Origin of the sequence: Sphingobium sp. RAC03, from assembly GCF_001713415.1 — a bacterium.
In the GTDB taxonomy this organism is placed as follows: Bacteria; Pseudomonadota; Alphaproteobacteria; order Sphingomonadales; family Sphingomonadaceae; genus Sphingobium.
In genome coordinates this window covers 160,198-183,206 of sequence record NZ_CP016453.1, presented here as the reverse complement: position 1 = coordinate 183,206, position 23,009 = coordinate 160,198, and the positions used below count along the sequence as shown (strand labels likewise).

The window sequence follows — 23,009 nt, the reverse complement described above, 5'->3', positions numbered from 1 at the left end:
GACTTTGAAGATTAATCAGGTCGGATCCCTGACTCCGCAATCGATGCTTCGATCCGACGGGTAAACGCCGCGGTTCCCATGGACGCAGACCGGGAGAAGCCCTGGCGAAAGTACCGCCCGGCGACGTCCCTTTTCCCTGATTGGGCCGCGATAAGCGCCGCGACGCGCCACAGTTCGGGGTGCGACCAGCGTTCCTGGCGGACATCACGCCATTCGAGGACGGGTCGCAGAGCCCGCGCCGCACGCTCGCAGTCGCCAGCGCGCAGCCAAGCCTCGGCGAGGAGGCTGCGATAGAGACTCGTGCGCAAGCGCCATCCGCTGGCCCACAGCGCATCGATACTGTTTGCCATCGTCTCCAGCCCATCGCCGTGACCTCGCGCCGCCGCGATTGCCCCAGCGAAGAAGCGCGCAGTTCCCTCGTAGATGCCGACGCTCTCGCGCCGTGCCACCTCGGCCAGCCTGCGTTGCAGATCTTCGGCCCGCGCCAACTGTCCATCGAGGAAGGCTGTCGGCAGCCCCGCCAGGCAGATGGCGTTGCCAAGTGAAATCATGTGGTCGAGGCTGCTCGCCCTCGCGACGGCGCGATCTGCGAGTTCGGCCGATGCCGCGCTACGGCCTTGCAACCAAGCGAGAAGCGACGAGGACAGGTCGATCGCGACGGGCAGGTCGACCTGGAAGCGCGACAGGCCTTGCTCGTCTCCTGCCTCTCCCCAGGCTTGCTGCAGGAACTGCAAGCGGGAGTCCGCCGAAGCCAGGCGCCCGATATAGATTTCGTCGTGCGCGAGAAATCTCATTCCGCCCGGCGCCTTCGTCCAATCGACATCAGCCGACTTGGCAAAGTCCAGCATGCTGCGCAGCGCCTTCATCGGCCGGCCGGAATACGCGAGGTAGACGGCTTCGCCGCACACGGCTTGCAGGGCAAGATCACTGTCCCGCGCGGCGTCGGCACACCTAATGCTTTCGCGCCAGACCTCACCCGTCCGTGGATGTACTTGACTGGCAAGTGTCATGGCCCAGGCCTGCGCCATAAGCATTCGGGCACGGCTCCGCAGCGACAGGTCGCCGTCGCCGCCAGACACTAAGGCCTGCTCGATCGCGGCCAGCATCTCCTGGAAAGCCGACAGTTCCTGCCACAGCGGCAGCGCGGCGGCGACCAGGTCGATGCCGATGCGCGCGTCGCCACCAGGACCGAAGGCCCAGCGGATCGCAGCGCGCAGATCATCCATCTGCTCTCCGTACCGACCCAGCCATTCGCGGGAGCTCTGGTAGGACCATTCGCGTTCCGCCCGCTGCATACGAGCCAGCACACGGGCCGCGAACAGTCGTTTCGCCACATCGATATGGTGTGATCCCAGCAAACGCTGCGAGGCGTAAATCCAGGTGCTTTCGACGAGGCGATAGCGCAGCGTGCCCGCAATCACGTCCGCGGAAACCAAGGACTTGGCGACTAACTGGCCGAGCCCGTCACGCCCCGCCATCGAATCGATCCCGCCTGCGGCATAAATGCTTTCCGCGTCCTCAGCGCTGAACCGGCCGGCAAACACCGACAGCAGTTCCAGGAGCACCGCTTCGTGTTCCGGCAAAAGGCGGTAACTCCAGTCCAGCGCGGCCTCGAGTGTCTGGTGTCGCAGCGGAGCATCACGCGGCCCGCGGTGCATCGCGCCAAAGCCGTCCCGGAAAAGGTCTGTCAGCGCATCGGCGTCGAAGCCACCTGCAGTCCCTGCAGCGAGTTCGATGGCCAAAGCGAGTCCATCGAGCCGCGCGCAGATTGCCGCCACGGCTTGCACATAGGCAGGATCGAGGTCCGCATCCTCGGCGCGCCCTGCCTTGGCAAGGAACAAGCGGACGGCAGGATACTGCAAAGCCTCCTCAAAGCTCGTGGCCGTGCCTGGTTCGGGAAAACCGAGTTTGGCCAGGTGAAGCACCTGTTCGTGCCGGGTGCGCAGTGGCTCACGACTTGTTGCGATGATCTGGGCATCGGGCACAGCGTGGGAAATCCGCTCCAGCAGGGCTGCTGTCGTGGCGATCACATGCTCGCAATTGTCAATAATAAGGATCGGACGCTCGGCACGCAGCAGAGCGATGACACCGGCGATCGGGTCGTCGATGCCAAGTGAAATACCGAGCGCCGCCGCCATCGCCGGGATCACGAACTGGGCGCTGTTAAGGGTCGACAGATCGACGAAGGCGACAGGCTGACCGGCGGTCCGGCAATGCTGTGCGGCAGTGACCGCGATCGATGTTTTGCCCGCGCCTCCGGGACCGACGATCGTGACATAGCCATTCTGCCGCATGCGCTCGGCAATTTGGTGAATCGCATCTTCGCGCCCGTAGAGGTGAGGCGCGCTGGGTGGAGGCGACAGGCGCGGCCCGTCAGGTCCGGCTGAAGGTGCCAAGTGTATCTCTTTGGCCGAGTCCAATGCTGCGACGAATTTATAGCCCCGGCCCGCGATTGTGGCGACGTAGTCGGTTGCCGGATCGCAAGCCGCCAGAACGCGCCGCAGATTGCCGACATTCACCTTCAGATTATGCTCATGCACCAGATAGCCGGGCCAGACGTGAGCGAACAGTTCGGCTTTGCTGACTATTTCGCCAGCGCGGCGAACGAGTAGCGTCAAAATGTCGAACGCCCGTCCGCCCAGGCTGATAGGTTCTCCGCGGTGCAGCAGCGCCTGACGATCCGGGATCAATTCGAACTCACCGAACCGGAAAGACGATCGTTCGGTCTGCAACTGGTATTGCCCTTCGTTTAACGCCAAACAATTACTTACGCGTACATCGGGGCTTTTGTAGCGCAGTGGGTGCGCCATCGCTAGCGGTTGCAGATCATGTCCGTGCTCCTGCCTGAAGCCTTCGGACCCTGTTTGCGCGAATGATAGCATCCACTGAATGCGCTTTCGGAATTGGTGGCCGACCAACCGGTCGATCGAAATAAGGCGCTTTGACGATCGCGCGCTTGACCCGTGCGATCGTCAGCTTCCGGCAATACTGGACGTTCACAGGCGATGGAGTGAACGACTGGCTTTGGTCGAGGCTGTGTAAAAACGCTCCCGAGGTGGAAGGCGCGCGGTAGGATCGGGAGGCCGCGGTGGCGGAATGCCCGGCCTTCGCGTCGGCCTTTTAGGTGCGGATCGCTGCAATGAGTGGCTGAATGCCCATGATCTGGATCATCCGCTTCATATTGTAGGCCAGCACGCACAAACTCATCTCGGTTCTGACGTTTTTGAGCGTCTTGGTCAGAAAATGGGTGCTGCCCATCCAGGATTTGAGCGTGCCAAAGACATGCTCGACGGTCCGGCGACGGATGCCCATGGCATTGGGTAACAGGTCCAGCCGCTTTTGCATGGCATCGATGACCGCCTCATGCTTCCATCGTTTGACGCGCTTCACGTATTCAGTGGTGCAGCGCGGTCGCAAAGCGCAGCTCTGGCAGGCGCTCAGGTTGCGATAATGATCGATGTCGCCGTGATGATCCGACCGCGGTCGCGCCTTGGTCAGATATTCCCCTGCCGGGCAGGTATAGTGGTCATGGTCGGCGTCGTACACGAAGTCGGCCTTGGTAAATAAACCGCGCTGCGCTTTGCCGGACGTGTCGGTTCTGGGCACGCAGGGTAAAATGCCGGTGCCTTCGCATTCCAGTACCTGTTCGCCGTTCATATAGCCGCGATCCGCCAGGACGGTGATTTCGGGTGCGGCGATGGCCGCTTGCGCTTGTCGGCCCATCGGCGCGAGTTGCGCCCGGTCATTGCCCTCGTTCACCACTTCATGCGCGACAATGAGGTGATGTTCGGCATCCACCGCTGCCTGCAGGTTGTAGCCGACAATGCCAGTGCCGCGACCACTGCTGTTCATGGACCGGGCATCCGGATCGGTCAGCGACACTTGATGATCGGGTGCCGCTTCGACTTGTGCGGCCATTTCCTTCAGGAACCGCATCTGGCCTCGCAAGCCCGCGATCTTCTCGCGGATTTGTTCGACCCGCGCTTGCGGAACGTCGCTGGCCTCACGATCAGCACGATCGAGGGCCGCAAGGTAGCGCTCGATGCTGGCCTCCACCTGCTCGATCCGCTTGGCTGCCTTGTGTTTTGTGTAGTTGCGATCCCGGTTGTTTACCGCTTTGAACTTGCTGCCGTCGATCGCGACGGTCGCCTGTCCGAACAGGCTTAACTGTCGACACAGAGCTACAAACTGGCTGCACACCGCCCGGATCGCTGCACCATTATCCCGTCGAAAGTTGGCTATCGTCTTGAAGTCCGGTGCCAATCGACCGGTCAGCCACATCAGTTCGATATTGCGCTGTGCCTCGCGCTCCAGTCGTCGGCTCGACTGGATCCGGTTCAGATAGCCGTAGAGATATATCTTGAGCATTGTCGAAGGATGATATGCCGGCCGCCCGGTAGGCGCTGGCGTCGCCCCGGCAAAGCCAACTGCCAACAGATCCAGCTCGTCGATAAACGCCTCAACGACCCGAACCGGGTTATCTTCAGCTACGTAATCAGCGAGCGATGCCGGCAGTAAAAAATCCTGACGCCGGTCTTGTTCTTCCACGAAACGGCCCATCGCTAAGCCTCCCGAAATCCCGGAAAACTCTACCATAAAACGGCGTTTTTACACAGCCTCGGTCGCGACCTGCCGGAAAGCGGACCGTCAGCACCTGGGGATCAAGAAATGGATGCTGAGCGTCCGAGAAGGGTCGACAGCGGCGGGTTAGGGATATTCGGGTTGCTCAAGCAGTCGGCACCGTTCCGCCGTCTATCACATGCTCCGTGCCGGTGATGCTGCCCGCACGGTCGGACGCCAGGAAGGCGATCAGGTTCGCCACCTCTACCGGCCTTGCCGGACGCCCGATCGGGATGCCGCCAAGCGAGTCCATGATCATCTGCTTGCCTGCCTCGATGTCGCCGCCATGCTCAGCCGCCAGCCTTGTCGCCAGGTCGATGGATGCCTCCGTCTCGATCCAGCCTGGGGATACCCGCACGACTCGAACGCCTTGCGGCGACACTTGCTTGGACAGGCTCTTGCTGTAGGTCGATAGCGCCGCCTTGGCTGCGGCGTAGGCGGTCGTCGCCTCCGGCAGGGGCATCACGCGCTGAATGGACGTTACATGGATCACTACGCCGCTGCCGCGCGTGACCATGGCCGGAACGAGTTCCCGGTCGAGGCGAACGGCCGGCATAAGATTGAGGTCGAGTTCATTCTCCCAAATCTCGTCGCTCAGTGCTTCAAAGCCACCCGGCGGGGCGGATGAACCGCCGAGCATATGGACGATAATATCCACTCCGCCCAGGCGTTCGGTCGCGGCGGCCGCCAGTGCGGCACATCCGTGCGCGTTCGTCAGGTCGGCCGCGACAAACAGTGATTCCGGGAAGGCATCGGGCCGGGTGCGGGCGGTAGTCAGCACCTGCGCACCAAGTTCCTGAAACAGGCCGACAGTAGCTGCGCCTGCTCCGCGCGTACCGGAGGTAATCAGCGCGCGCTTTCTGCGCAGATCGAGGAACGGCAGGCTGCTGCCTCGAATGGACGCGCTCACAGCGTGATCTCCAGCCCGGCGATTTTCTGTCCATCGAGGACGAACAGATAGCGAAGGTCCACCGGACTTCCGGGGAAATCGCCCGCGAGATGGCTGACGACGGTCATTCTGTCGCCCTCCGTCGAGATCGAGAAAGGCTCGACGCTATAGGTGTACTTCGCGGATGAGTCCGCTTTCCATTGGCGGATAGCGTCCCGTCCCGTGTAGGTGTGCCCTTCGTCCTTGACGACGGCGTCATCGATGAAGCAGTCGGCAACAGCTTGGGCGCTTCGTTTCCGGTCGGCATCGAAATATTCGGCGATGATGTGGGGCAGTTTGACGGTCATAGTTGATCTCCATTTTGTAGGAGATGCGCTTCGTTCGGCGCCCTCCATCACTTGGTGACGCCAACTTAGGGCTGGACCTTTGCAATGATAATCGGGATAGATCGCGATACGACATTGCGAAAATCAGGACAATGCACCAGGACGGCTTGGTCGAGTTTGACGCGGTATTGGCTATTGCGCGGCGCGGGTCGTTCCGGGCAGCCGCGCTGGAGCTTGGTCTGTCGACGACCGCGCTGAGCAATGCCATCGCCAAGCTGGAACGGCAGCTCGGCGTCCGCCTGTTCAATCGAACGACGCGCAGCGTTGCCCTGACCGACGCTGGACGCAAGTTCGTCGATCAGGTCGGACCCTCAGTCAGGAATATTCATGATGCGATGGATATCGCCCGCTCGCAGCAGGAGACGCCGTCGGGAACGCTCCGCATCAACGCCTTCCCGACGGCAGCGCGTGAGATCCTTGGACCGCTCCTGTTGCGGTTCCTGCGTTGCTACCCCCAGGTGCATGTCGATCTGGTCACCGAGGGCCGGATCGTGGACATCGTCGCCGAGGGTTTCGATCTTGGCCTGAGAAGCGTCGACCTCGTTCCCAGCGACATGATCGCCATTCCCGTCGGCCCACCCCGCAGCTTTGCCGTCGTTGCGACACCTGCCTACTTCAAGGTGAATGAAAAGCCTCGCGTCCCTCCCGACCTGCTCCGCCATGCCTGCCTTCGCATAAGGCTCCCGAACGGTGCGTTGCACCGCTGGCAATTCGAGAAGGACGGGCAGCCTGTCCAGATCGACGTTCACGGCCCGATCACGCTCGATGAGGCCAGCCTCTCCCGTATCGCGGTGCTGGACGATGTCGGCATCGGCTATTTCATGGAGTCCGACATACGCGAAGATATCGAGGCGGGCCGTCTCGTTCGCGTCCTCGAAGACTGGACCCCGCCGCTGGTGCCTTTGAGCCTCTACTATCCCAGCCGGCGAAATCCATCGGCTGCATTCAAGGCGTTGATCGGCATGGCCCGTCAAATCGCTGGATGACGGTATGCTGGGCGTATCGCCCATTGGCCATTTGGCGACAATCAGGTTCGGCGCTTTTCGATTGAGCCTCAGGTTGTGCATCTGGGTGAAACAATCACTATCGATGCCGACCTCGTGTCGACTTCCCCCGACGATCAACGCCTAGTCGTCGATTATCGCGTTCACTATGCGCGGCTCGGCGGCAAGACAGCGGCGAAAGTCTTCAAGCTCAGGACATTTGACCCTCTTGCCGGACAATGCGCTAAGCTGGGAGTTCGCCAGGCTATTCGAGATTTCAGCACGCGTCGCCATTATCCCGGCCGCCATGAGGTTGAGCTCATCGTCAATGGCCTGACGATGGCAAGCTTTGCCTTTGACATAGCTAGCTATCCTGCCGCCGCCTAGAAAGCGGCGCTGGTGAGGGTCGCCGAGTCAGCCGCTTTTCCGTCCGGAATAACGGCAAACATGGATCGAAGCCTCAGGGAGTTGGACGTTTCACGGGCTATCTCTGGGGCTCTGAAAGCCGGTCAGCGGACAGTCGGCATCTGGGGATCGGAAATCGTACGCTGAGCGGCTTAGTTGGGTCGGTACTCCCTATCATGCAGTTATGGCAACAGTCTCACGGTTCGGATACATCAAATGAGAACTCAGATCGCCACCATGCCCGGTTTTCAGCGGTGTTTGTGGCCCTGCTTCCCGCACGCTCAAACGACGGGTTGGAGATAATCGAAACGGCGCGGGGCAGCTTTGAAAGCCACCCGAGCTGCTCCTGCAGATCATCCCATGAGATCGCATGCCTCACGTCGTTGATTTCCCACCGCAATGTGGCTTGCATATGTTCAGTTGCCGCCGAAATGCCGACCAGTCCGTGGCATAGGCCATTCCGAACATCGAGCGGCTTTTGCAGTTGGCGGCGCAAAGTCTTGGCAAGTGGCGGCCCCAGTGAGTTTGCGGGTTGAGATTCTATGACCGCGCTTTCCCAAGTTTGCAACGCAGCGGCAATGCCACGCGCCTTTGGCGGCAGAAGGCCATGCGCGCGAACAACCTCATGGCGCACAGCCTTCTCAACCGAGGCCCAAACCAGCAACAGCGATCCCAAGGCCCCGCTGATTCTCTCGTAAGTTGTACCCAATGCCGCCCCCGTCGACTTCATCCGCGCCATACCGTGGGCACTGACTGATGTCACCTGAGGGGCAGCCTGTTAAAGATATGCGATTGTTGCGCTTCGTCAATTAGGGCCTTCCTGACCGCACGGGAAAGGAAAGCGGCTGTTCCGTACTCGGGAATAGAAAATCGGTGGATGAATGACTTGGACGGGTCGACATCGGTAGACGGAACGTGGGACTTTACTGCCGTTCGCGACAACGTGTCTCAAGGCAGGTTCTGTCAGAAGGCGACATTTGGCTTCGGCCCAAACCGGGTAATAGAGCCACAAGTAGTGGGCCGAAGCCCCCCGTGTCATTACGATGATGTGAGCTTGGAAACGGGACCTTGCCAAATCTCGACCCGCAATTTCCTAGCGAACGGAAACATTCCGCCATTGGGGTCGTGATCGGTACCGTGAATGCCAGGCCGTGAATCACGCCAGACTCACGATTGGCCATTGCCCACCAAGTTCCGGTCATCGGCTAACGAGCGCAAAATGCGCGAAGTCGCGACGCCAACGATTTGCGTTAACCTAAGTCAGTCCGCATATTTTTTGCGGAACTGTCAGACTGGGGACCGGTAATCTGGCTGGGGTGACAACGAGAACAGGGATGCCCGTGAAATCCTCTTTCGCTATCGCACTATTAGCCTGGACTGCGCTGACAGGACCGGCCGTTGCGCAATCGTCCATGTCGCCTAATGCGGCGCCACCACGCCCTGCGCCCTCTTCTACCACGCGCCCACCCGTACCTGCCGCCGACATGCAGGCCGTCCTTGACGCGCATGCTGCGATCAGCAAATCAGTGCTTCAAGCCCTTGGCCATGTTCACATGCGCCGTGACGATAGGTACCATGGCAGTGGCAAAGACCTTGAGCGAAGGCACGTCCCCGCCAGTTGAGTAGGCGCGCAGGGTCGCCAATGTTTTCTCGTGAGCCATGGTTTGCGCGTCGGCATAGGCGGCGTCAAACTCAGCGCCTTGCTTGCCCTTGAGCGTTTCGAGTGCCTCGACCTGCGCCGCCGCAAGTGTCGGATCGGGCGTGAGCACAGGCGTCGCCTCGCTTGCCGCCTTCTTTAGCTTCGCGCTGGATTCGGTGTGGCCCTTGATCATCGACTGGGCAAAGGCTTTTGTCGCAGCAGACGCAGCGTTGGTCGCAGCGAGCTTGGAGCTTTCGATCTCAAACGCATCGCTCGCAGCGGCGGCATTTGCGAACATCTGCCCGGCGCTAAGCGCGGGCGGAGCCTCTGTCGTGACAGGACCGGCGGAATTCGCGACTGCGTTGTTGTTGACCATGGGTTCGTCTTTCTTCCCGCAGGAAGCCAGGGCCAGTGCCGATACCGACAGTGTGACAAGGATGCTGGGCTTCATAGTCTATCTCCCTTTCGGTACGGTCACCGATCACGCTTGAACATTCTTCGCGCATTGACGTTCCAACGGACCTTTGTGCCGATTGCTCCGTTTTCCATACCACGCGCACGTTTCTTCAGATCGAAAATCGGAAAAGGGCACAAGCATGGGCATCTTCGGAAAGATAATGGACAAGATTTTCCGCCACGACGCCAAGGCCGCAGAAGCGCCAGCGGCGATTCCAGCACCCAAGCCCGCCCCTGTGGAGCGACCATCCGCGCCTGCGGCAACTCACGCCGCCGCACCCCCGCCCCCGCCAGCAGCGTCTGTCGACGTTGGCGCAGTGCTCGCCGCAATGGCGGAAATGAAGGGCGGAGGTGGCAACTATCAGAGCTCGATCGTCGATCTGCTCAAGCTGCTCGACCTGGACTCCAGTCTCGCCGCTCGCAAGGAACTGGCCAATGAGCTTAGCGTAGACGCGGGCGCCGATGGTAGCGCGGAGCAGAATATCGCCTTGCATCGAGCCGTTATCGACAAGCTCGCTGAGAATGGCGGAATCGTGCCCGACAGCATGCGTGCGTGAGCGGCTAAGTCGCGGACGTCAGCCAACATACGGCAAGGTGATTTTCATTTGGGGCGGCAAGTCGCCGCCCAACGTCATCTTAGATTCGAGCGGCCGGGCAGCCAAACGGCGGCCCAAGCCTACGCTAATTATTCCTTGGCGTCGATATTGACGCTCGTTTCCGCCAACTTGGTGCCATACTGGTCATTACCGTAGATTTCTTTGGTAGCCTCGCGCAATTTTTTGTTATCATCCTTAAGGCCGAGCGTCTTTGCGTAGGACGCAGCCGTGCCGAACCCGGCAAGACCATAATGGGAAATCCGCTGATACTGGGCAATAATCACGGCGTCGAAAGATCGGGCCATCTCATCAGTTGCGATGAGCGGAGCAGATGTGCTGCTGGAGCGTTGTACCTGCTTACACGAGCGGGAGATAGTGGTGCGGAAATTCTTGATTACCGGTTCGATCCTGGCTCTGGCTCTTCCACTCACCGCTTGCGACATCGTCACCACTCAGAACAGCGCGACGCCCTCAGGTGATGCGCAATGGTCGGATACGAATGTCAGCGCATTGCGCGAAGCGATTGATCGGCGCGCCGCGCATGGCCTCGATCACCTGAACTTCAGTACGCAGGCGAATGGACAGGCGGCGCTGACGCAGTTGGCCCTGCGCTATGCCAGCGCGCTTGCGCATGGCGCAGCCGATCCGACGAAACTGTACGACATCTACACGGTTCCCCGGCCGAAGACGGATCTGCGCGCTGGCCTTGCCAAGGCGCTCGCGGACGGCAAGGTCGTCGACTGGTTAGAAAGCCTCGCGCCGCAATCGGATGAGTATGGTGCGCTCTCCAAAGCCTATCTTGCGCTTGATAAGCAAGGCAGAGCGCCCGCGGCGGTGATCCCGACCACTGACAAACCGATCGAACCGGGACAGAATGATATCCGTATCCCGGTGATCGCCCGACAACTGGTGGCTTCGGACTATCTGGACCGGGCCCAAGCCGGCGGGGATCGGTATAGCGCGCCGATGGTCAGTGCTGTAAAGCGCATGCAAGGCGACTTTGGCATCAAGCCTGATGGTTCCATCGGCGAGGATGCGCTGGAAATCCTTAATCTGTCCAATGCCGATCGCGCTCGCGCCATTGCCGTGGCCATGGAGCGCACCCGCTGGCTGGATCGCAATCCGCCCGCAACGCGCGTCGACGTAAACCTTGCAGCCGCGCGCCTGAGTTACTGGCGTGACGGGAAGCTGGCCAATGTGAGAAAAGTGGTTGTCGGCGAGCCCGACACGGAGACCCCGCAACTGGGGTCTCCAATCTACCGCCTGGTCGCGAACCCGACCTGGACAGTCCCTCGGTCGATCGAAGAAAAGGATTTCGCCCGCAAGGGCTCATCTTATCTGCGGCGCAACAATATGGTTCGCAAGGATGGCTGGATCGTACAGCAGCCCGGGCCCAAAAACTCGCTCGGCCTCGTCAAGTTCGACATGAAGAACGAGCATGAGATTTATTTGCACGATACGCCGGCAAAACAGCTATTCGCAGAAGTCCAGCGGCAGCGAAGTCATGGCTGCGTGCGCGTCGAGGATGCACTGGGCTTTGCCGACTTGCTCGCGCGCGACGCCGGCATCACTGACGAATGGAACAAGGCGCGTGCGACGGGCAAGGAGAGTTTCGTATCCCTGCCTCGCGAGATACCCGTCCGTTTGCTTTACCAGACCGTCCTATTCGACGATGCCGGCGATCCGGTGGTGAGAGCCGACCCTTATGGCTGGAACGACGCGGTGTCCGTAGCGCTCGGGTTCAAGGCCGGGCGTGGGTCGCGCCTGCGGGGAAGCGGCTCTGACGTTGGTCCATAATGCAAGCAGCCTACCAGCGGCGTACCGGCCCGGTATCGACATGCACGAAGCCATCTTCGGGATAATAGCCGACGCCGCCAGCGCGCAGGGAAAGCGCCGCCTTCTGCAGGTTGGACAAACGGACGGATTTAAGGCTGATGTCCACTGCCTTGCCGCGCATATGCTGACTTTTTGAGGCGACGCCATCGCTATGTTCGTGCAACCGGCCGTTCGTCCTGGGTGAACGGTAGCCTGAAATAAGCGTGAAACCGGCCCGCTTGTCGGCGCCAGTCGCCGCATGGAGTTGCACCAATGTATCGAACAGACCGGTGTCCATTCGAGTGACGTCGCCGGTGCGCCAGTCGCGCAGGAAATAATTGAGCTCCGCGATCCCCGACACGCGCAGCCGCCCGCCAGAATAATAGCAGACGTCCGCCCGCTCCCCATTGTGGGCGTTGCGAAACATCAGCCGCCGCTCCGGCAGAACGGCCCATGCGGTAGCAGGAAATAGTTGCGCCACGCCACAGGCAGCGGCGCCCAGCAGCACCCCTCGTCGATTCATCATCATGTAAGTCGTACGTCCCGAATTCTGTCGTCAGGGAGATATAAGCTGCACCCGCGCGTTATCCTATCTAGCTGACATGTAGGGGGATTTGACGGCACGAGAAGATTGGTTCCGTGGCATCGTCTTGCTTTAGCCACCGCTGGTCTCATCGCCACGCCGCTTGTCGGGCAAGCGCCTCGCCTTGTACCCGCGTCAGCGCCCCGTTCTCCCGCTACAAAGATAAATGTCGCGATTCTTCGCATGCAGGTGCAGCTGGATCGGGCGGGCTTCGGACCGGGCGTGATCGATGGGCGCGACGGCCGGTTTCTAACAGCGGCGGCGAAAGGCTTTCAAATCTCGCGCGGGCTACGCGTGACTGGCGAATTAGACGTTGCTACACAATCCGAGCTCAAAAAGGACAATGCACCGGCGCTCATCATGATGGTGCTGAAGGATGAAGCGCTGGCCGCTGACTACACCCCAGCTATACCCTCGAAGATCGCGGATCAGGCCGCTCTCCCCTCCCTGGGCTATCGCAATTTGCTTGAGAGGCTTGCCGAGCGTTTCCACACGACCCCGCAAGTCCTGTTGGCTCTCAATCCAGGACTTCGCTTTCCAAAGGCCGGCATGGAGTTGCGGCTGCCGGGCCTCATCCCCACCGATCGTGCCTATGCCAGCAACCTTTCGCCGCAGTGGCGCGATACGCTCGCGACGCTCAACGTCGGTGCGCAGCAACCCAACGGGGCTAAGATCGTCGTGGTCAATCCGCAAGCCTTCTCAAGGTCTACGATGCCAAAGACCACCTCGTCGCGCAATTTCCGGCAACGACGGGAAGCGAGCATGATCCGCTGCCGATCGGCAACTGGAAGATCAAAGGCACCGCATTCCTGCCGACCTATCATTATAGCCCGGATCTGTTCTGGGATGCTGCCGCGACCGAGAAAAAGGCCGTGGTCCAGCCGGGCCCCAATAATCCGGTCGGTGTCGTCTGGATCGATCTCGACAAGCCGCACTACGGCATTCACGGCACGCCCGAACCAGCCCTCATCGGTCGGTCGCAGAGCCATGGCTGCGTCCGGCTTAGCAATTGGGATGCCGCCCGTCTGGCGCAGATGATCGGTACAGATACGCTGGTCATCTTTGCGGAGTGAACCCTGGTAATCTGCAAGTTTTAAAGGTTCGCAATACAGGGTAACGTCTAATGACAACGCGAAGCTAGGTTTCATGGACAAGGGTATCCACTGCAAGACTGAGACGAGGCTGACGACGCCGAGGTAGGATTCCTTGGTTTTGTCATATCGTGTGTCGATCCGCACACCCGCGACCACGGCAAAAGCTCCCGGCACTTGCAACCTTATCTTCTCCTGAGGAATTGATTGGCCATAATTCTGGATACTCATGGAGAGAACAATGCGCGGCATAATCCTGACGGCGCTGACAATTACAGCTATTTCCCCAGCGGCAGCTCAGACCGCTGCACCGACTATGACCCTGTACGAGCTTCCCGGCTATCTCGGCCGTTCCGTCACAGTCACGACCGACACGCCTGATCTTGCAACGGAATCATTTGCGAAACGAGCACAGTCAGTCCGCATAACCGGCTCGTGGCAAGTCTGCCCCGGCGTTAAGTTCGCCGGCACTTGCCGCACCATGACTGCCAGCATGCCGTATGTGAAAAAGTCCCAGATCGCCTCTATTCGTCCGACTCCCACCACTGTCGCCACGACGACGGAGACCCCCACCTCGGCGACTGCCGCCACACCGTCAGCCGCTGGCCAAACCGCCGCTGCGGTGGATATCGAAGCGCTCGACGTCGGCAGCGGCACGGATGGCCAAGATGTAACCTTTTACGCGCGCCCATCGCTGGGAGGAACAGAGGTTTCCGCTGGCACCAATGATATCACGGCAGCGACCGCGTTCTGCAAACTCGCAGGCTCTACCAGCGCCAGTTATGCGGGAAAGGCTCGTTTCCAGACGTCAAATCTGGTCGATATCGCCGCTAAGAGCAAGGTTCGCGCCTACGCGCTGCGCGATGTGGTTTGCAAGAGGTAGGCATGGCTCCATTTCGAACGGTACCTCGTCGAGACGATGATTTCGGGGGATGGCACGCTGGATATCCATTGTAGCGGGATGCCGACGGCTTGGCAGCAGCAACGGTAGTTCGCTATGTAGGACCAAACCTGGCATGGCTTCTCGCGAGCGGCGAGGCTGCAGCGATAGCGTAGAACTGCGCGTGCTTCACCCTATGAATTCGAAAGCGAGGAAACTTCGGTGTAGCTCCCGTGTTGACGATGTGAAACCTCGGGAGTGTTGCAATGGGACTGCTGAAATTGGCGCTGATCGGTGGCGTTGGCTATGGCCTCTATCGGTACTTCACTGGCAAGCAGGGGGTGGCTGAGCCGGCTGCTTTTTCATCCGGTGAGCATGAACCGGCTAACTTCACGCAGGTTCGTAGTGCAGGCCCCGAGGGTATGCGTAGCGATCCGCCAGAATGGGACCAAACTGATCAAGCAAGCGACGAGAGCTATCCGGCAAGCGATCCGCCTGCCGCCAACCGCTTTACCTAAAGCGTTAGCTATAGCCGATAGCGAGGACGTGCTTTATTGCGGCTGAGACGCTGCGTCTTGGACCATGGCCAGACGAATAGACTGGTACATGCAACGGCCGCATATGGGGGCAAGAGAGCGACAAGAGAGCTTGCCTCACCACAGCTCTCCAACGTCCAGCAGGTGAACCCAGCCGCCTTTAAAGTGACGTCCATGCTCGCTGTAACCTGCCGCGCATCAGGCCAACGCCGACGCTACGCGGGAGGCGGCGATGCCAAGGAGGAGGCGATCGACGACTCGGACGTGAACGCGGAAGCACTGACGGCAGCGGTGCGGGCCAAGGTCATAAATGGAAACTGATATTGCCTGGATAAGGCACCGGGAACGTCACGTCAGTGAGGGATGCGCGTAATTTACTCGCAGCCCACCCCATCGCCGTCCCGGTCCAGATGCCGTCCGTAACCCGGATCGCCGACCCGGACCGGCGCTGCCCCGGCTGACCTTGCGGCGGTGCAGTTGGGGAAAGCCGCGCCGCCGCTGCTGCCAAGCATCGGCTGCGGCCGAACCGGCGCTGTGTCTCCTGACGGCGAGCGATGGCAGTGGTATCCGCCGTTCTTACGATCATTGTGGCAGCCTTGGGCGTTTAGCCCGCCGCCGTGCGACAGTGCGGGGCTAGCCGACCCCGTGATGGCTATGGCGAGGCAGAAGAATCGAGCGGCCAGCATATGTATTGTCCCCTACTGGGAAGCTTATGACATACCGGTGTAAATAAATATTGGTTGTCCAGAATGAATCAACTATGGGGCGTCAGATTACCCAGCACGGGGCGATAGCCCTTTAGCAAATCACACGAACTTCAAGCGCGCTGATCATGTGTTGATCTCATATGTCGTGCGGCATGTAGTCGAACCCAATAACCGCGCTGTCTGACCGCAGCTGCGACGTGAACCGGTCCATCCGTTCCTCATTAACGCCGCTGATCGTCGTGCCATACTCCACGCTGTCGCTCTCCATGCGTTGCTGAACAGTGGCAGCCCGCAGCCCGGCGCTCGACAAACGATCCCTAAAGTCTTGCTGCGATATCGCCGCCGCGCGTAGGAATCGGACCTTCACGTTGGCGTATCGGCGCTGCGGCAAAATCGTCTCGGATGCGCGCACCGCCGCCAACACGCACACAGTGGCTACCGCGCCAGCGATCGCCAGGGCATAAAAGCCCACGCCAAATAATATGCCGAGTGACGCCGTCATCCATAGTGACGCAGCGGTGGTAAGCCCACGCACCCCAAAACCCTCACGGAAGATCACGCCGCCGCACAGGAAACCGATGCCGGTCAGGACGCCGTGCGCCATGCGGACGGGATCGATCCTGATGATCTCCATTGGCGTGTCGCTCAGCCACCGCACCTGATGAACGGCCGTAAGCATGAGGAGCGCGCACGACAGGCTAACCAGTATGTGCGTGCGAAATCCTGCGGGGCTTGCCCTATACTCGCGTTCAGCTCCGATTATAGCGCCAGCGACAACCGCGCCGAGAATGGGTAAGGCCAGGTCCGGATCAAATAGGTTCATGCCCAACATACCCTAAGGGCATCACTTTGTTCCGGCTGTGTAAGCAAACAAGGCTCGCGCCTGTATTGGGCGGCGATCCGGTACTGGCTGCTCCCGATCGAATCCATGAACAACTGGTCTCTGGAGCCGTTTACGCTTCTGCATCGTTAGGGGCCGATGCAGCAAGTCACCTCGTCCCTTGATCCTTATATCCTTATGCTTACCGGCGCGGGGCTGCTGATAGCCCTGGTCGCTTGGCTACCCTTGGCGCTCAAACGCCTTCCCCTGTCCTTGCCCATTGTCTGCATCGGCATAGGTGTGGCCATATTCTCCATGCCGGCGGTCACGCTACGACCATTGCCTCTCACCTATCCCGAAGTGACCGAGCGCTTCACCGAGCTGGTCGTGATCATTGCGCTGATGGGTGCCGGCTTGAAGTTGGACCGACCCTTCAGCTGGGCAAAGTGGAATATCACTTGGCGACTGTTGGCTATCACAATGCCACTCGGCATCCTAGCTATCACTGCCATCGGCGGGTTGTGGCTCGGCCTTTCATGGGTAGCCGCACTCCTGTTGGCCGCAAGTCTGGCCCCGACCGATCCTGTGCTTGCTTCCGACGTCCAGGTAGGGCCGCCCAAATCGGGCGAAGAAGATGAGGTGCGCTTTGGACTTACGTCCGAAGCGGGACTGAACGACGGGTTCGCATTTCCGTTTGTGCATTTGTCCATAGCGCTGGGGCTTGCCGCCGCGACCGGCGAGCCGTGGGCCAAGCAATGGCTGCTCCACAATGTCGTGTGGGAGATTTTTGCCGGCGTAATTGGCGGCTGGCTGATCGGCCGGCTGTTCGGATGGCTCACATTCCATATCCCTGTCGACACAAGATTATCCAAGACCGGCGACGGATTAATCGCGATTTCCGCGACGTTCGTGTCCTACGGTGTCACCGAGCTCCTGCATTGTTATGGCTTCTTGGCGGTGTTTGTAACCGCCTTGACACTGCGTCGCTCCCACCGGGACCATGAGTTCAACCGACAGATGCATGACCTGACCGAACAGGTTGAGCGGCTTGCGATGATGGTGCTGCTGCTGCTGTTTGGCGGCGCGTTAGTCAGTGGCCTGCTTAGGCCGTTGCAATGGGTGGACGTGGCGGCGGCGGTAGCGATCTTGCTGGTCGTTCGACCGGTCAGCGGCATGATTGCACTTGTGGGGTTTAAGGCAAGTCAATCGGAGAAGAAAACGATCGCGTTCTTTGGAATTCGTGGGGTGGGATCGTTCTATTATCTTGCCTACGGCCTGAACCATCTGAAGATAGAGGAGGGAGGGCGCCTATGGGCGATTGTTGGCTTGGTCGCGCTGTTGTCGATCCTGCTGCACGGCCTGACGGTGACCCCAGCGATGCGGATGCTAGACCGACGGCATGGACGCGATCCCGACAACGGGGCCGCCGTGTGACTGTCAGCCTGCGCAACCCGTCAGTCCGCGATATGCGACAACCTAGCCTCAAACCGCACGCCCGGCACCTGCTTGGACGTGCCGCGTAGCCTGAGCGTGCCGTCGTCGGTCATGCCGGCCAACTCGACCACCATGTTGTTGAACCCAATCACGCTGACCACGCCCGGCGTCGGCCGGTGCTGCGTCACGCTGACCTGCATGGTCAGCAGGTCTCCGTCCTCCTCGTAGGTGCCAACATAGGCGCTGTCGCCGCCGCGCAGCTTGCCGTTGTTCTGCAGCACGATGACGCCGTAGTCGGTACCATAGGTGAACGCGATCTTGTACAGGCCGGTGGGTAAGGACATTCTTGGCTCCTGCAGTTGGGCGGCAGGCCAGAGGAGTGGCGGCAGCGGCCGGGTCACGACTGACGAGGTGATGCTCGAGTGTCGATAGCGGGAAGGGTGGCGGGGACCAGTGATGACGGGGCTTGGGACATTTTTGCCGTTTCCAATCTATATTCCGGTCGGCTGTGCCCGCCGACAGTTGTCAGTCAAGCCGTCAGCATTCGAGTGAGGGGCGCTCAGAGCGGCGGTAGTCAGGGCAATCGAGGTCAAATGCGTGATTTTATCTGAATTGCATCCGCAATCGATGCTGCCGTATGCTGACAAGCCGTCGATGGCTGCAGTGCGAAGCAGCCGCGGTCGGGAGCGCACGTGCATCCTTCCGCCGCCGCAGCCCCTCGAGCAACCGGAGCGCTCACTCATTTCAAGTTAAAACCCCGACGGCATAAGCGCCGCCGGGGCACGACAGATCGGCTATGCCGTGACTAGATTGACGGCGGTTGGTTTAGCCGCCGGCAATCCTGACGTCTTGGCCAGGGTAAGGAGCTCCGTCCTCCGCCTGGCCATTTGATCTCGCAATGCAACTAAATCGACATCGGTCTTGCGACATTGGGCAAACATGCCTTCCGAAGGCATTTCCTCTTCATGGACATGATGTTTGATTTCTTCAGAGAGAACTTTGACCTTGGCGTCATAGAAATCGTCGTCGGGTGAACTTGCCTCGATATCGTTGATCAGGACCTTCGCGCCATCATGCTCGACATACGCTTCGTCGAGCGTGTCATCCTCGATCAGACCGCGGAAGGCAGGATAGAAAATCTCTTCCTCGATCAGCGTGTGAACCTTGAGCTCGACGCAGATTTCCTGGGCTAGGGTCTGCTTGCGGTTAGCGGACGTGGCTTGCTCGAATTTTTCGAACAGCTCTTCCACCTTTCGGTGGTCTGCCTTCAGCAAGGCGATCGCATCGGTGAACTGGGGCTCTGCCATCTTCGTCCTCCTTGTATGTGAAGTAGGCGTAAAATCCTGCGGGACACGCGTTGGTTCCCCGCGAACGAGTCGCGACATGGGCGGTCGCAATCAATAGTTTCCCTGTGTCGCAGGCTATGCCCAGGCGCAGGTCAAGGCGCACGAGGAGACGCTTGGCACCCTTCGCGCATAAGCCACCGATTTCGAGTGCCGGCCCTTAAAAGCTTCGCTGCAAGCCTCGTGCCGATCGTTTCAGGCCACCTCAGCATGGCCAAGGGTTTAAAGGGCTGAAGCCCGCTCGGGCCGAACGGCAAGCGGAACTAGTATGCTATGCTGATAACGCGCCATTATATTCCAACCAACTCTAGGAGCCTTTTCGTGACACCGACCGATACGCAAAAGACCGAGGACGTGCCTGACGAGAGGAAGTTCAGGAAAACATAGAAAAGGGGGAGGATAAGGATCCCAATCCCCTCGCGCCGCCGATAAACACGCAGGGCGGCAGCTAGTCGATAGCCCAACTTGGCGGCGGCATGCCGCCGCCAGGACAGCGCTCAAGCTGGCCTGGCACCTGACCTTCATTCCCCTGTTTGGCGGTGCGGCGCAGCGACGCCCTTTGATTCCGGCGATTCGCGCTGGCGAAGAAAGATCGACAGAAGCACGAGCACTGCAGTCGACAGAAATTCGCTTTGCCAATTCTGGAATGATTCGAACCACAGTTGAGAATCTGTCAAATAGGCCATAGTGGCTACCGGTTTTTCTCCGTGCGCCAAAGCTTCCTGAGCGGCGACACGCGCGCTTTGCGTCCAGTGAATGATGAAGGACAGGATAAAAAGGAGGCCGAGGGCCAACCCAAGGGATCGCGCATAGAAAGCGCGCCAGAATGAACCCCATTTCAGGATAGCCGGCGCACCCGGCTTGTTCGCCTGAATGTCTAGATCAACGTCGCGAGGCGGGGAATCAGGATCCTTCGATTCAGCAGATCCCCGTTGGACGAGAACTGCCGTCAGGACCACATAAGCGGCCATCTGAAGAAACTCGCTTTCCCAATTTTCGAACACACTGGATAGGAATTGCGGGCTGAGGGTATATGCCCCGAGCGAAAGGACGGCTTGCCCGTGCCGGCGCGCGTCCTCCATCTCGACATGCCAGCCGGCTATCCACTGGCCTATGATGCTTACGGCAAACAAGCCTATCAGGACGATCGTCAGTCCGTTATCGCGAAATACGCGCATCACCCTCTCCCCTTTTATATGGGAGGAAACGTCGATCAGCCGCGATAGGTCCGAAGGTGTTTTCCATAGGTCAGGCGATGAAAAGCAGGGTTGGTAGTCGCCTATGCAGATGAAGCCATTTCTACGCAGACAATGGCTGTCCCAACGTCTGCATCAGGCGAGGAATGAAGGGCAGCAATTCGCGCGCGAGGAAGCCGATCTCGCCGATCTTGGTCGCCGCGAGCTGGCCGGCCGCCCCATGCAGGGCAACACCCCAGCCTAAGGCCACAATCGGTGCAGCTCCACGGGCAAGCAGGCCGCCGATGATGCCGGCAAGGACATCGCCCGATCCACCGATACCAAGCCCCGGACAGCCTCCCGCAAAGTGGAGGATCGGCGTGCCGGGGCCCCCGATCCAGGTTTCAGGCCCCTTGAGCGCTATGTAGGCGCCCGTCTGTTCCACGATTTGGCCGACCATATGTGCAGGATTTGCGGCGACGGCCTGCCGATCGCATCCAATCAACCGGGCCATCTCGCCATGATGCGGTGTCAAAATGAGCGGCAGTTTTCTTGCGGCGGTCGCGAGGTGAGTTAGACTTGCGCAGGTCAGCGCCGCGGCATCAAGCAGCATGGCAGGTGGGGGCAACGCCAATAGGCCGTGCACGAACAGGCCCGTCTCCGCGGTTGCACTCATGCCAGGTCCAACAAGCAGAAGATCGCATTGCGGCACCAGATCGGCCAACACAGTAACGCCATCCTGCGCGATCTCTCCGTCCTCCCGCATCGGCAGACCGATCATGGCGGCTTCTGGAACCAGCACGCCCAAGGCCGACGCAACCGCATCGACAGTGGCCATCTGCAATTTGCCGGCGCCCGCGCGCAAAACGGCTTCGCCCGTCAGCGCAAGGGCACCTGGAACGAAGCGCGCACCGCCAACCAGAAGGACACGCCCTCTGCTATTCTTATCGCAACCGCTATCGATCTGCGGGAGGCGGTGGGACGCGCACCACCCTGCATCGAGGGAAATTATCTGGGTCATCCCCGGGCAACAGCAGGTAGATCCGGGGCGTCCGTCACCGGCAAAGCCTCCAACTCTTGCGGTGCTACAACATTATAGCGCTGAAGAACCAGATTGCCGCGCCTCCCCGCTTGCGGGTCGAAACGATATTCTGTGACCGAGCAGTTGGCAACGTCAGCCTTCTGATCGATATCCAGGATCTGGGCTTCATCCATATTCTCAATGATGTAGCGCAGACATAGGACCACTACCTGGTGCGCGAAGATGATGACCCTTTGCCCCGAATAGTGGAGAGACACCGTGTCCATCAAAGCCCGGAGGCGAAAGATAACATCGCACCAGCTCTCGCCACCAGGCGGGCGGTGATAGAATTTCCCTAGCGTCTGGCGGAAAGCGGCTTGCTGCGGCTCAAGCTTTGCGACGCCGCCGGTGGTGAGCCCGTCAAGGATGCCGAACTCCTTCTCGCGCAACCGTTCGTCAATGCAAACGGGCTCCTCCATAGCGGCGCCCCCCTCGCCCTTGAACAGCTTGGCCGTCTGCACGGCACGGCGATAGGGTGAGGAGAGGATCACTTCGGGTAGCGGACCCATTATTCCGCCATGAGCGAACCAACGACCAAGCGCTCTCGCTTGCGCCTCACCCAAAGTACTGAGCGGCACATCGACGTCCCTACCTTCCAGCGCGATGCGATCGAGCGCACCGTCGTGCGCTGCGTCGCGGGCGACATTCCCAGCGCTTTGTCCATGACGGACGATCCAGAGTTGCGAAGGCCAAGGTGCATGCTCTTTATCCATGACGGGATCAATGCCGCTCAGCAGCTTGCGGTTCCGTCGATATCACCAGCGCGACAATCGGAACGCGCTACCGCGCAGTCGCGAAAGGTCTTGCGCGAGTGGCCGGGCAAAGAAGGCCACGATCGACAAGGACAACACCACGGTCATCGACGGCGTCGGCATCAAGGCCGATATAGAGGCGCGCATTGCGCGGATGCGCCAGCAGATCGAGACGACCACCACGGAATATGACAGTGAAACGCTCCAGGGGCAGCTCGCCAAGCTGGCCGGTGACGTGACGGTGAACCGCGTCGGCGGCGCGACCCAGTTCTAGGGCGAGGTCAGGGAGAAGAAGGACTGGGTGGATGATGCGCTGCATGCCGACGTGCCGCGGTCGAAGAGGGCATCACCTGTTTGGCGGCGGCGTGCCGTTCCTGCGCGCGCTCAAAGCGCTCGATGGCATCAAGGCGGCCAACGACGACCGGCAGTCTGGCTTCGGCATCGTCCGCCGCGCGCTTTGCCCCCCCGGCAGATCGCCGAGAATGTCGGTGAGGACGGTGCCTGGATCGTCGGCAAGCTGGTCGAAGCGGAGGACTATAATTGAGGCTTCGACGCGCCCACCGGCGGATTCACGACCTTGTCCAGGCAGGCGTGATCGACCCGGCCGAGTTTGTGCGCTCGGCGCTCCCGGATGCGGCCTCGGTTGCATCGCTCCTGATCACCACCGAAGCGCCAGTCGCGGAGGTACCGAGGGAGGATAAACCCACGCCCGGACCGGCTCAGGACTATTGATCTGGAACGCGGGGCTTTCGATCGGGCGCCCCCTACTTTCTGATACTTTACAGACATTTCAGCATGCTGACGTGATATCACGCTGC

At 60.2% G+C, this 23,009-nt stretch carries 23 protein-coding genes and 2 pseudogenes; 9 read left to right on the top strand and 16 right to left on the bottom strand.

Features of this window, described 5'->3' with window-relative positions:
- Positions 1-11: 11 nt before the first annotated feature.
- The 4 genes from BSY17_RS00795 to BSY17_RS00780 all read right to left on the bottom strand — a co-directional run bounded on the left by BSY17_RS00795 (position 12) and on the right by BSY17_RS00780 (position 5,856).
- A complete protein-coding gene (locus tag BSY17_RS00795) occupies positions 12-2,732 on the bottom strand; it encodes an ATP-binding protein (RefSeq protein WP_237236178.1) in 2,721 nt (906 codons plus the stop codon).
- A 388-nt stretch (positions 2,733-3,120) separates the two neighbouring features.
- A complete protein-coding gene (locus tag BSY17_RS00790; RefSeq protein WP_069063944.1) occupies positions 3,121-4,560 on the bottom strand; it encodes an IS1182 family transposase in 1,440 nt (479 codons plus the stop codon).
- A 166-nt stretch (positions 4,561-4,726) separates the two neighbouring features.
- Positions 4,727-5,530: an SDR family oxidoreductase gene (locus BSY17_RS00785; RefSeq protein ID WP_237236176.1), complete on the bottom strand. Its 804-nt coding sequence runs from the start codon at positions 5,528-5,530 to the stop codon at positions 4,727-4,729.
- Positions 5,527-5,856 (bottom strand): nuclear transport factor 2 family protein, encoded by a 330-nt coding sequence (locus tag BSY17_RS00780; RefSeq protein ID WP_069063943.1) that lies wholly within the window; start codon positions 5,854-5,856, stop codon positions 5,527-5,529. Before BSY17_RS00780 ends, BSY17_RS00785 begins: the two co-directional genes overlap by 4 nt.
- Before the next feature lie 131 nt (positions 5,857-5,987).
- Here BSY17_RS00780 and BSY17_RS00775 point away from each other — a divergent pair, with 131 nt between their 5' ends.
- Positions 5,988-6,881, top strand: a complete 894-nt coding sequence (locus tag BSY17_RS00775) for a LysR family transcriptional regulator (protein ID WP_069063942.1) — start codon at positions 5,988-5,990, stop codon at positions 6,879-6,881.
- 75 nt (positions 6,882-6,956) lie between these two features.
- On the top strand, positions 6,957-7,265 hold the full coding sequence (locus tag BSY17_RS00770) for a hypothetical protein (RefSeq protein WP_069063941.1): 309 nt from the start codon (positions 6,957-6,959) through the stop codon (positions 7,263-7,265).
- A gap of 214 nt (positions 7,266-7,479) precedes the next feature.
- Here the strand turns inward: BSY17_RS00770 and BSY17_RS00765 are convergent, their stop codons facing one another.
- The gene (locus tag BSY17_RS00765; protein WP_150125673.1) at positions 7,480-8,022 is read right to left on the bottom strand and encodes a hypothetical protein; all 543 of its coding nucleotides are present in this window, start codon (positions 8,020-8,022) and stop codon (positions 7,480-7,482) included.
- A gap of 784 nt (positions 8,023-8,806) precedes the next feature.
- Positions 8,807-9,373 (bottom strand): DUF4142 domain-containing protein, encoded by a 567-nt coding sequence (locus BSY17_RS00760; protein ID WP_069063939.1) that lies wholly within the window; start codon positions 9,371-9,373, stop codon positions 8,807-8,809.
- Between the two features lie 145 nt (positions 9,374-9,518).
- Here BSY17_RS00760 and BSY17_RS00755 point away from each other — a divergent pair, with 145 nt between their 5' ends.
- Positions 9,519-9,935 carry a DUF3597 family protein gene (locus BSY17_RS00755; protein ID WP_069063938.1) on the top strand — a complete coding sequence of 139 codons (417 nt, stop codon included), beginning with the start codon at positions 9,519-9,521 and terminating at the stop codon, positions 9,933-9,935.
- A gap of 128 nt (positions 9,936-10,063) precedes the next feature.
- Here BSY17_RS00755 and BSY17_RS20685 read toward each other — a convergent pair whose 3' ends face one another.
- Entirely contained in the window at positions 10,064-10,417 is a 354-nt protein-coding gene (locus BSY17_RS20685) for a DUF892 family protein (RefSeq protein ID WP_083216951.1), read from the bottom strand.
- On the opposite strand from BSY17_RS20685, the gene BSY17_RS00745 reads away from it, so the two are divergent.
- The gene (locus BSY17_RS00745; protein ID WP_069064449.1) at positions 10,353-11,771 is read left to right on the top strand and encodes a L,D-transpeptidase family protein; all 1,419 of its coding nucleotides are present in this window, start codon (positions 10,353-10,355) and stop codon (positions 11,769-11,771) included. The genes BSY17_RS20685 and BSY17_RS00745 overlap by 65 nt on opposite strands.
- Positions 11,772-11,781: 10 nt before the next feature.
- On the opposite strand, the gene BSY17_RS00740 is transcribed toward BSY17_RS00745, so the two are convergent.
- Positions 11,782-12,318 carry a YcbK family protein gene (locus BSY17_RS00740; protein WP_069063937.1) on the bottom strand — a complete coding sequence of 179 codons (537 nt, stop codon included), beginning with the start codon at positions 12,316-12,318 and terminating at the stop codon, positions 11,782-11,784.
- Positions 12,319-12,555: 237 nt separating this feature from the next.
- Here BSY17_RS00740 and BSY17_RS22140 point away from each other — a divergent pair.
- Positions 12,556-12,636 (top strand): annotated as a pseudogene (locus tag BSY17_RS22140) (hypothetical protein); the annotation flags it as partial.
- A gap of 326 nt (positions 12,637-12,962) precedes the next feature.
- Here the strand turns inward: BSY17_RS22140 and BSY17_RS22135 are convergent.
- On the bottom strand, positions 12,963-13,715 hold the full coding sequence (locus BSY17_RS22135) for a hypothetical protein (protein ID WP_069063935.1): 753 nt from the start codon (positions 13,713-13,715) through the stop codon (positions 12,963-12,965).
- On the opposite strand from BSY17_RS22135, the gene BSY17_RS00725 reads away from it, so the two are divergent.
- Positions 13,705-14,346 carry a beta/gamma crystallin-related protein gene (locus BSY17_RS00725; protein WP_069063934.1) on the top strand — a complete coding sequence of 214 codons (642 nt, stop codon included), beginning with the start codon at positions 13,705-13,707 and terminating at the stop codon, positions 14,344-14,346. The two genes, BSY17_RS22135 and BSY17_RS00725, sit on opposite strands and share 11 nt — an antisense overlap.
- 263 nt (positions 14,347-14,609) lie before the next feature.
- Positions 14,610-14,861 (top strand): hypothetical protein, encoded by a 252-nt coding sequence (locus BSY17_RS00720; protein ID WP_069063933.1) that lies wholly within the window; start codon positions 14,610-14,612, stop codon positions 14,859-14,861.
- Between the two features lie 392 nt (positions 14,862-15,253).
- Here the strand turns inward: BSY17_RS00720 and BSY17_RS20670 are convergent, their stop codons facing one another.
- Positions 15,254-15,565 carry an excalibur calcium-binding domain-containing protein gene (locus BSY17_RS20670; protein WP_083216949.1) on the bottom strand — a complete coding sequence of 104 codons (312 nt, stop codon included), beginning with the start codon at positions 15,563-15,565 and terminating at the stop codon, positions 15,254-15,256.
- A 157-nt stretch (positions 15,566-15,722) separates the two neighbouring features.
- Positions 15,723-16,409 (bottom strand): MgtC/SapB family protein, encoded by a 687-nt coding sequence (locus tag BSY17_RS00715; protein WP_069064448.1) that lies wholly within the window; start codon positions 16,407-16,409, stop codon positions 15,723-15,725.
- 156 nt (positions 16,410-16,565) lie between these two features.
- Here BSY17_RS00715 and BSY17_RS00710 point away from each other — a divergent pair, with 156 nt between their 5' ends.
- Positions 16,566-17,840, top strand: coding sequence for a cation:proton antiporter (locus tag BSY17_RS00710; protein ID WP_069063932.1), 1,275 nt, complete (start codon positions 16,566-16,568; stop codon positions 17,838-17,840).
- A 20-nt stretch (positions 17,841-17,860) separates the two neighbouring features.
- Here BSY17_RS00710 and BSY17_RS00705 read toward each other — a convergent pair whose 3' ends face one another.
- The 5 genes from BSY17_RS00705 to BSY17_RS00685 all read right to left on the bottom strand — a co-directional run bounded on the left by BSY17_RS00705 (position 17,861) and on the right by BSY17_RS00685 (position 22,152).
- Positions 17,861-18,184, bottom strand: a complete 324-nt coding sequence (locus BSY17_RS00705) for a hypothetical protein (RefSeq protein WP_069063931.1) — start codon at positions 18,182-18,184, stop codon at positions 17,861-17,863.
- A gap of 450 nt (positions 18,185-18,634) precedes the next feature.
- Positions 18,635-19,147 (bottom strand): hemerythrin domain-containing protein, encoded by a 513-nt coding sequence (locus tag BSY17_RS00700; RefSeq protein WP_069063930.1) that lies wholly within the window; start codon positions 19,145-19,147, stop codon positions 18,635-18,637.
- A gap of 557 nt (positions 19,148-19,704) precedes the next feature.
- On the bottom strand, positions 19,705-20,361 hold the full coding sequence (locus BSY17_RS00695) for a DUF6766 family protein (protein WP_069063929.1): 657 nt from the start codon (positions 20,359-20,361) through the stop codon (positions 19,705-19,707).
- A 121-nt stretch (positions 20,362-20,482) separates the two neighbouring features.
- Positions 20,483-21,379, bottom strand: a complete 897-nt coding sequence (locus tag BSY17_RS00690; protein ID WP_069063928.1) for an NAD(P)H-hydrate dehydratase — start codon at positions 21,377-21,379, stop codon at positions 20,483-20,485.
- Entirely contained in the window at positions 21,376-22,152 is a 777-nt protein-coding gene (locus BSY17_RS00685) for a histidine phosphatase family protein (RefSeq protein ID WP_069063927.1), read from the bottom strand. The genes BSY17_RS00690 and BSY17_RS00685 overlap by 4 nt, the downstream gene beginning before the upstream one ends.
- A gap of 100 nt (positions 22,153-22,252) precedes the next feature.
- Here BSY17_RS00685 and BSY17_RS20665 point away from each other — a divergent pair.
- Positions 22,253-22,923 (top strand): annotated as a pseudogene (locus BSY17_RS20665) (TCP-1/cpn60 chaperonin family protein); the annotation flags it as partial.
- Positions 22,924-23,009 lie beyond the last annotated feature (86 nt).

What these genes read in the sequence shown, in the direction of transcription:
- BSY17_RS00790 (WP_069063944.1), bottom strand. Translation starts at nt 4,560, where the DNA reads ATGGGCCGTTTCGTGGAAGAACAAGACCGGCGTCAGGATTTTTTACTG.
- BSY17_RS00780 (WP_069063943.1), bottom strand. Translation starts at nt 5,856, where the DNA reads ATGACCGTCAAACTGCCCCACATCATCGCCGAATATTTCGATGCCGAC.
- BSY17_RS00775 (WP_069063942.1), top strand. Translation starts at nt 5,988, where the DNA reads ATGCACCAGGACGGCTTGGTCGAGTTTGACGCGGTATTGGCTATTGCG.
- BSY17_RS00765 (WP_150125673.1), bottom strand. Translation starts at nt 8,022, where the DNA reads ATGGCGCGGATGAAGTCGACGGGGGCGGCATTGGGTACAACTTACGAG.
- BSY17_RS00760 (WP_069063939.1), bottom strand. Translation starts at nt 9,373, where the DNA reads ATGAAGCCCAGCATCCTTGTCACACTGTCGGTATCGGCACTGGCCCTG.
- BSY17_RS00755 (WP_069063938.1), top strand. Translation starts at nt 9,519, where the DNA reads ATGGGCATCTTCGGAAAGATAATGGACAAGATTTTCCGCCACGACGCC.
- BSY17_RS20685 (WP_083216951.1), bottom strand. Translation starts at nt 10,417, where the DNA reads ATGTCGCAAGCGGTGAGTGGAAGAGCCAGAGCCAGGATCGAACCGGTA.
- BSY17_RS00740 (WP_069063937.1), bottom strand. Translation starts at nt 12,318, where the DNA reads ATGATGATGAATCGACGAGGGGTGCTGCTGGGCGCCGCTGCCTGTGGC.
- BSY17_RS00725 (WP_069063934.1), top strand. Translation starts at nt 13,705, where the DNA reads ATGCGCGGCATAATCCTGACGGCGCTGACAATTACAGCTATTTCCCCA.
- BSY17_RS22135 (WP_069063935.1), bottom strand. Translation starts at nt 13,715, where the DNA reads ATGCCGCGCATTGTTCTCTCCATGAGTATCCAGAATTATGGCCAATCA.
- BSY17_RS00720 (WP_069063933.1), top strand. Translation starts at nt 14,610, where the DNA reads ATGGGACTGCTGAAATTGGCGCTGATCGGTGGCGTTGGCTATGGCCTC.
- BSY17_RS20670 (WP_083216949.1), bottom strand. Translation starts at nt 15,565, where the DNA reads ATGCTGGCCGCTCGATTCTTCTGCCTCGCCATAGCCATCACGGGGTCG.
- BSY17_RS00715 (WP_069064448.1), bottom strand. Translation starts at nt 16,409, where the DNA reads ATGAACCTATTTGATCCGGACCTGGCCTTACCCATTCTCGGCGCGGTT.
- BSY17_RS00710 (WP_069063932.1), top strand. Translation starts at nt 16,566, where the DNA reads ATGCAGCAAGTCACCTCGTCCCTTGATCCTTATATCCTTATGCTTACC.
- BSY17_RS00705 (WP_069063931.1), bottom strand. Translation starts at nt 18,184, where the DNA reads ATGTCCTTACCCACCGGCCTGTACAAGATCGCGTTCACCTATGGTACC.
- BSY17_RS00700 (WP_069063930.1), bottom strand. Translation starts at nt 19,147, where the DNA reads ATGGCAGAGCCCCAGTTCACCGATGCGATCGCCTTGCTGAAGGCAGAC.
- BSY17_RS00695 (WP_069063929.1), bottom strand. Translation starts at nt 20,361, where the DNA reads ATGCGCGTATTTCGCGATAACGGACTGACGATCGTCCTGATAGGCTTG.
- BSY17_RS00690 (WP_069063928.1), bottom strand. Translation starts at nt 21,379, where the DNA reads ATGACCCAGATAATTTCCCTCGATGCAGGGTGGTGCGCGTCCCACCGC.
- BSY17_RS00685 (WP_069063927.1), bottom strand. Translation starts at nt 22,152, where the DNA reads ATGGATAAAGAGCATGCACCTTGGCCTTCGCAACTCTGGATCGTCCGT.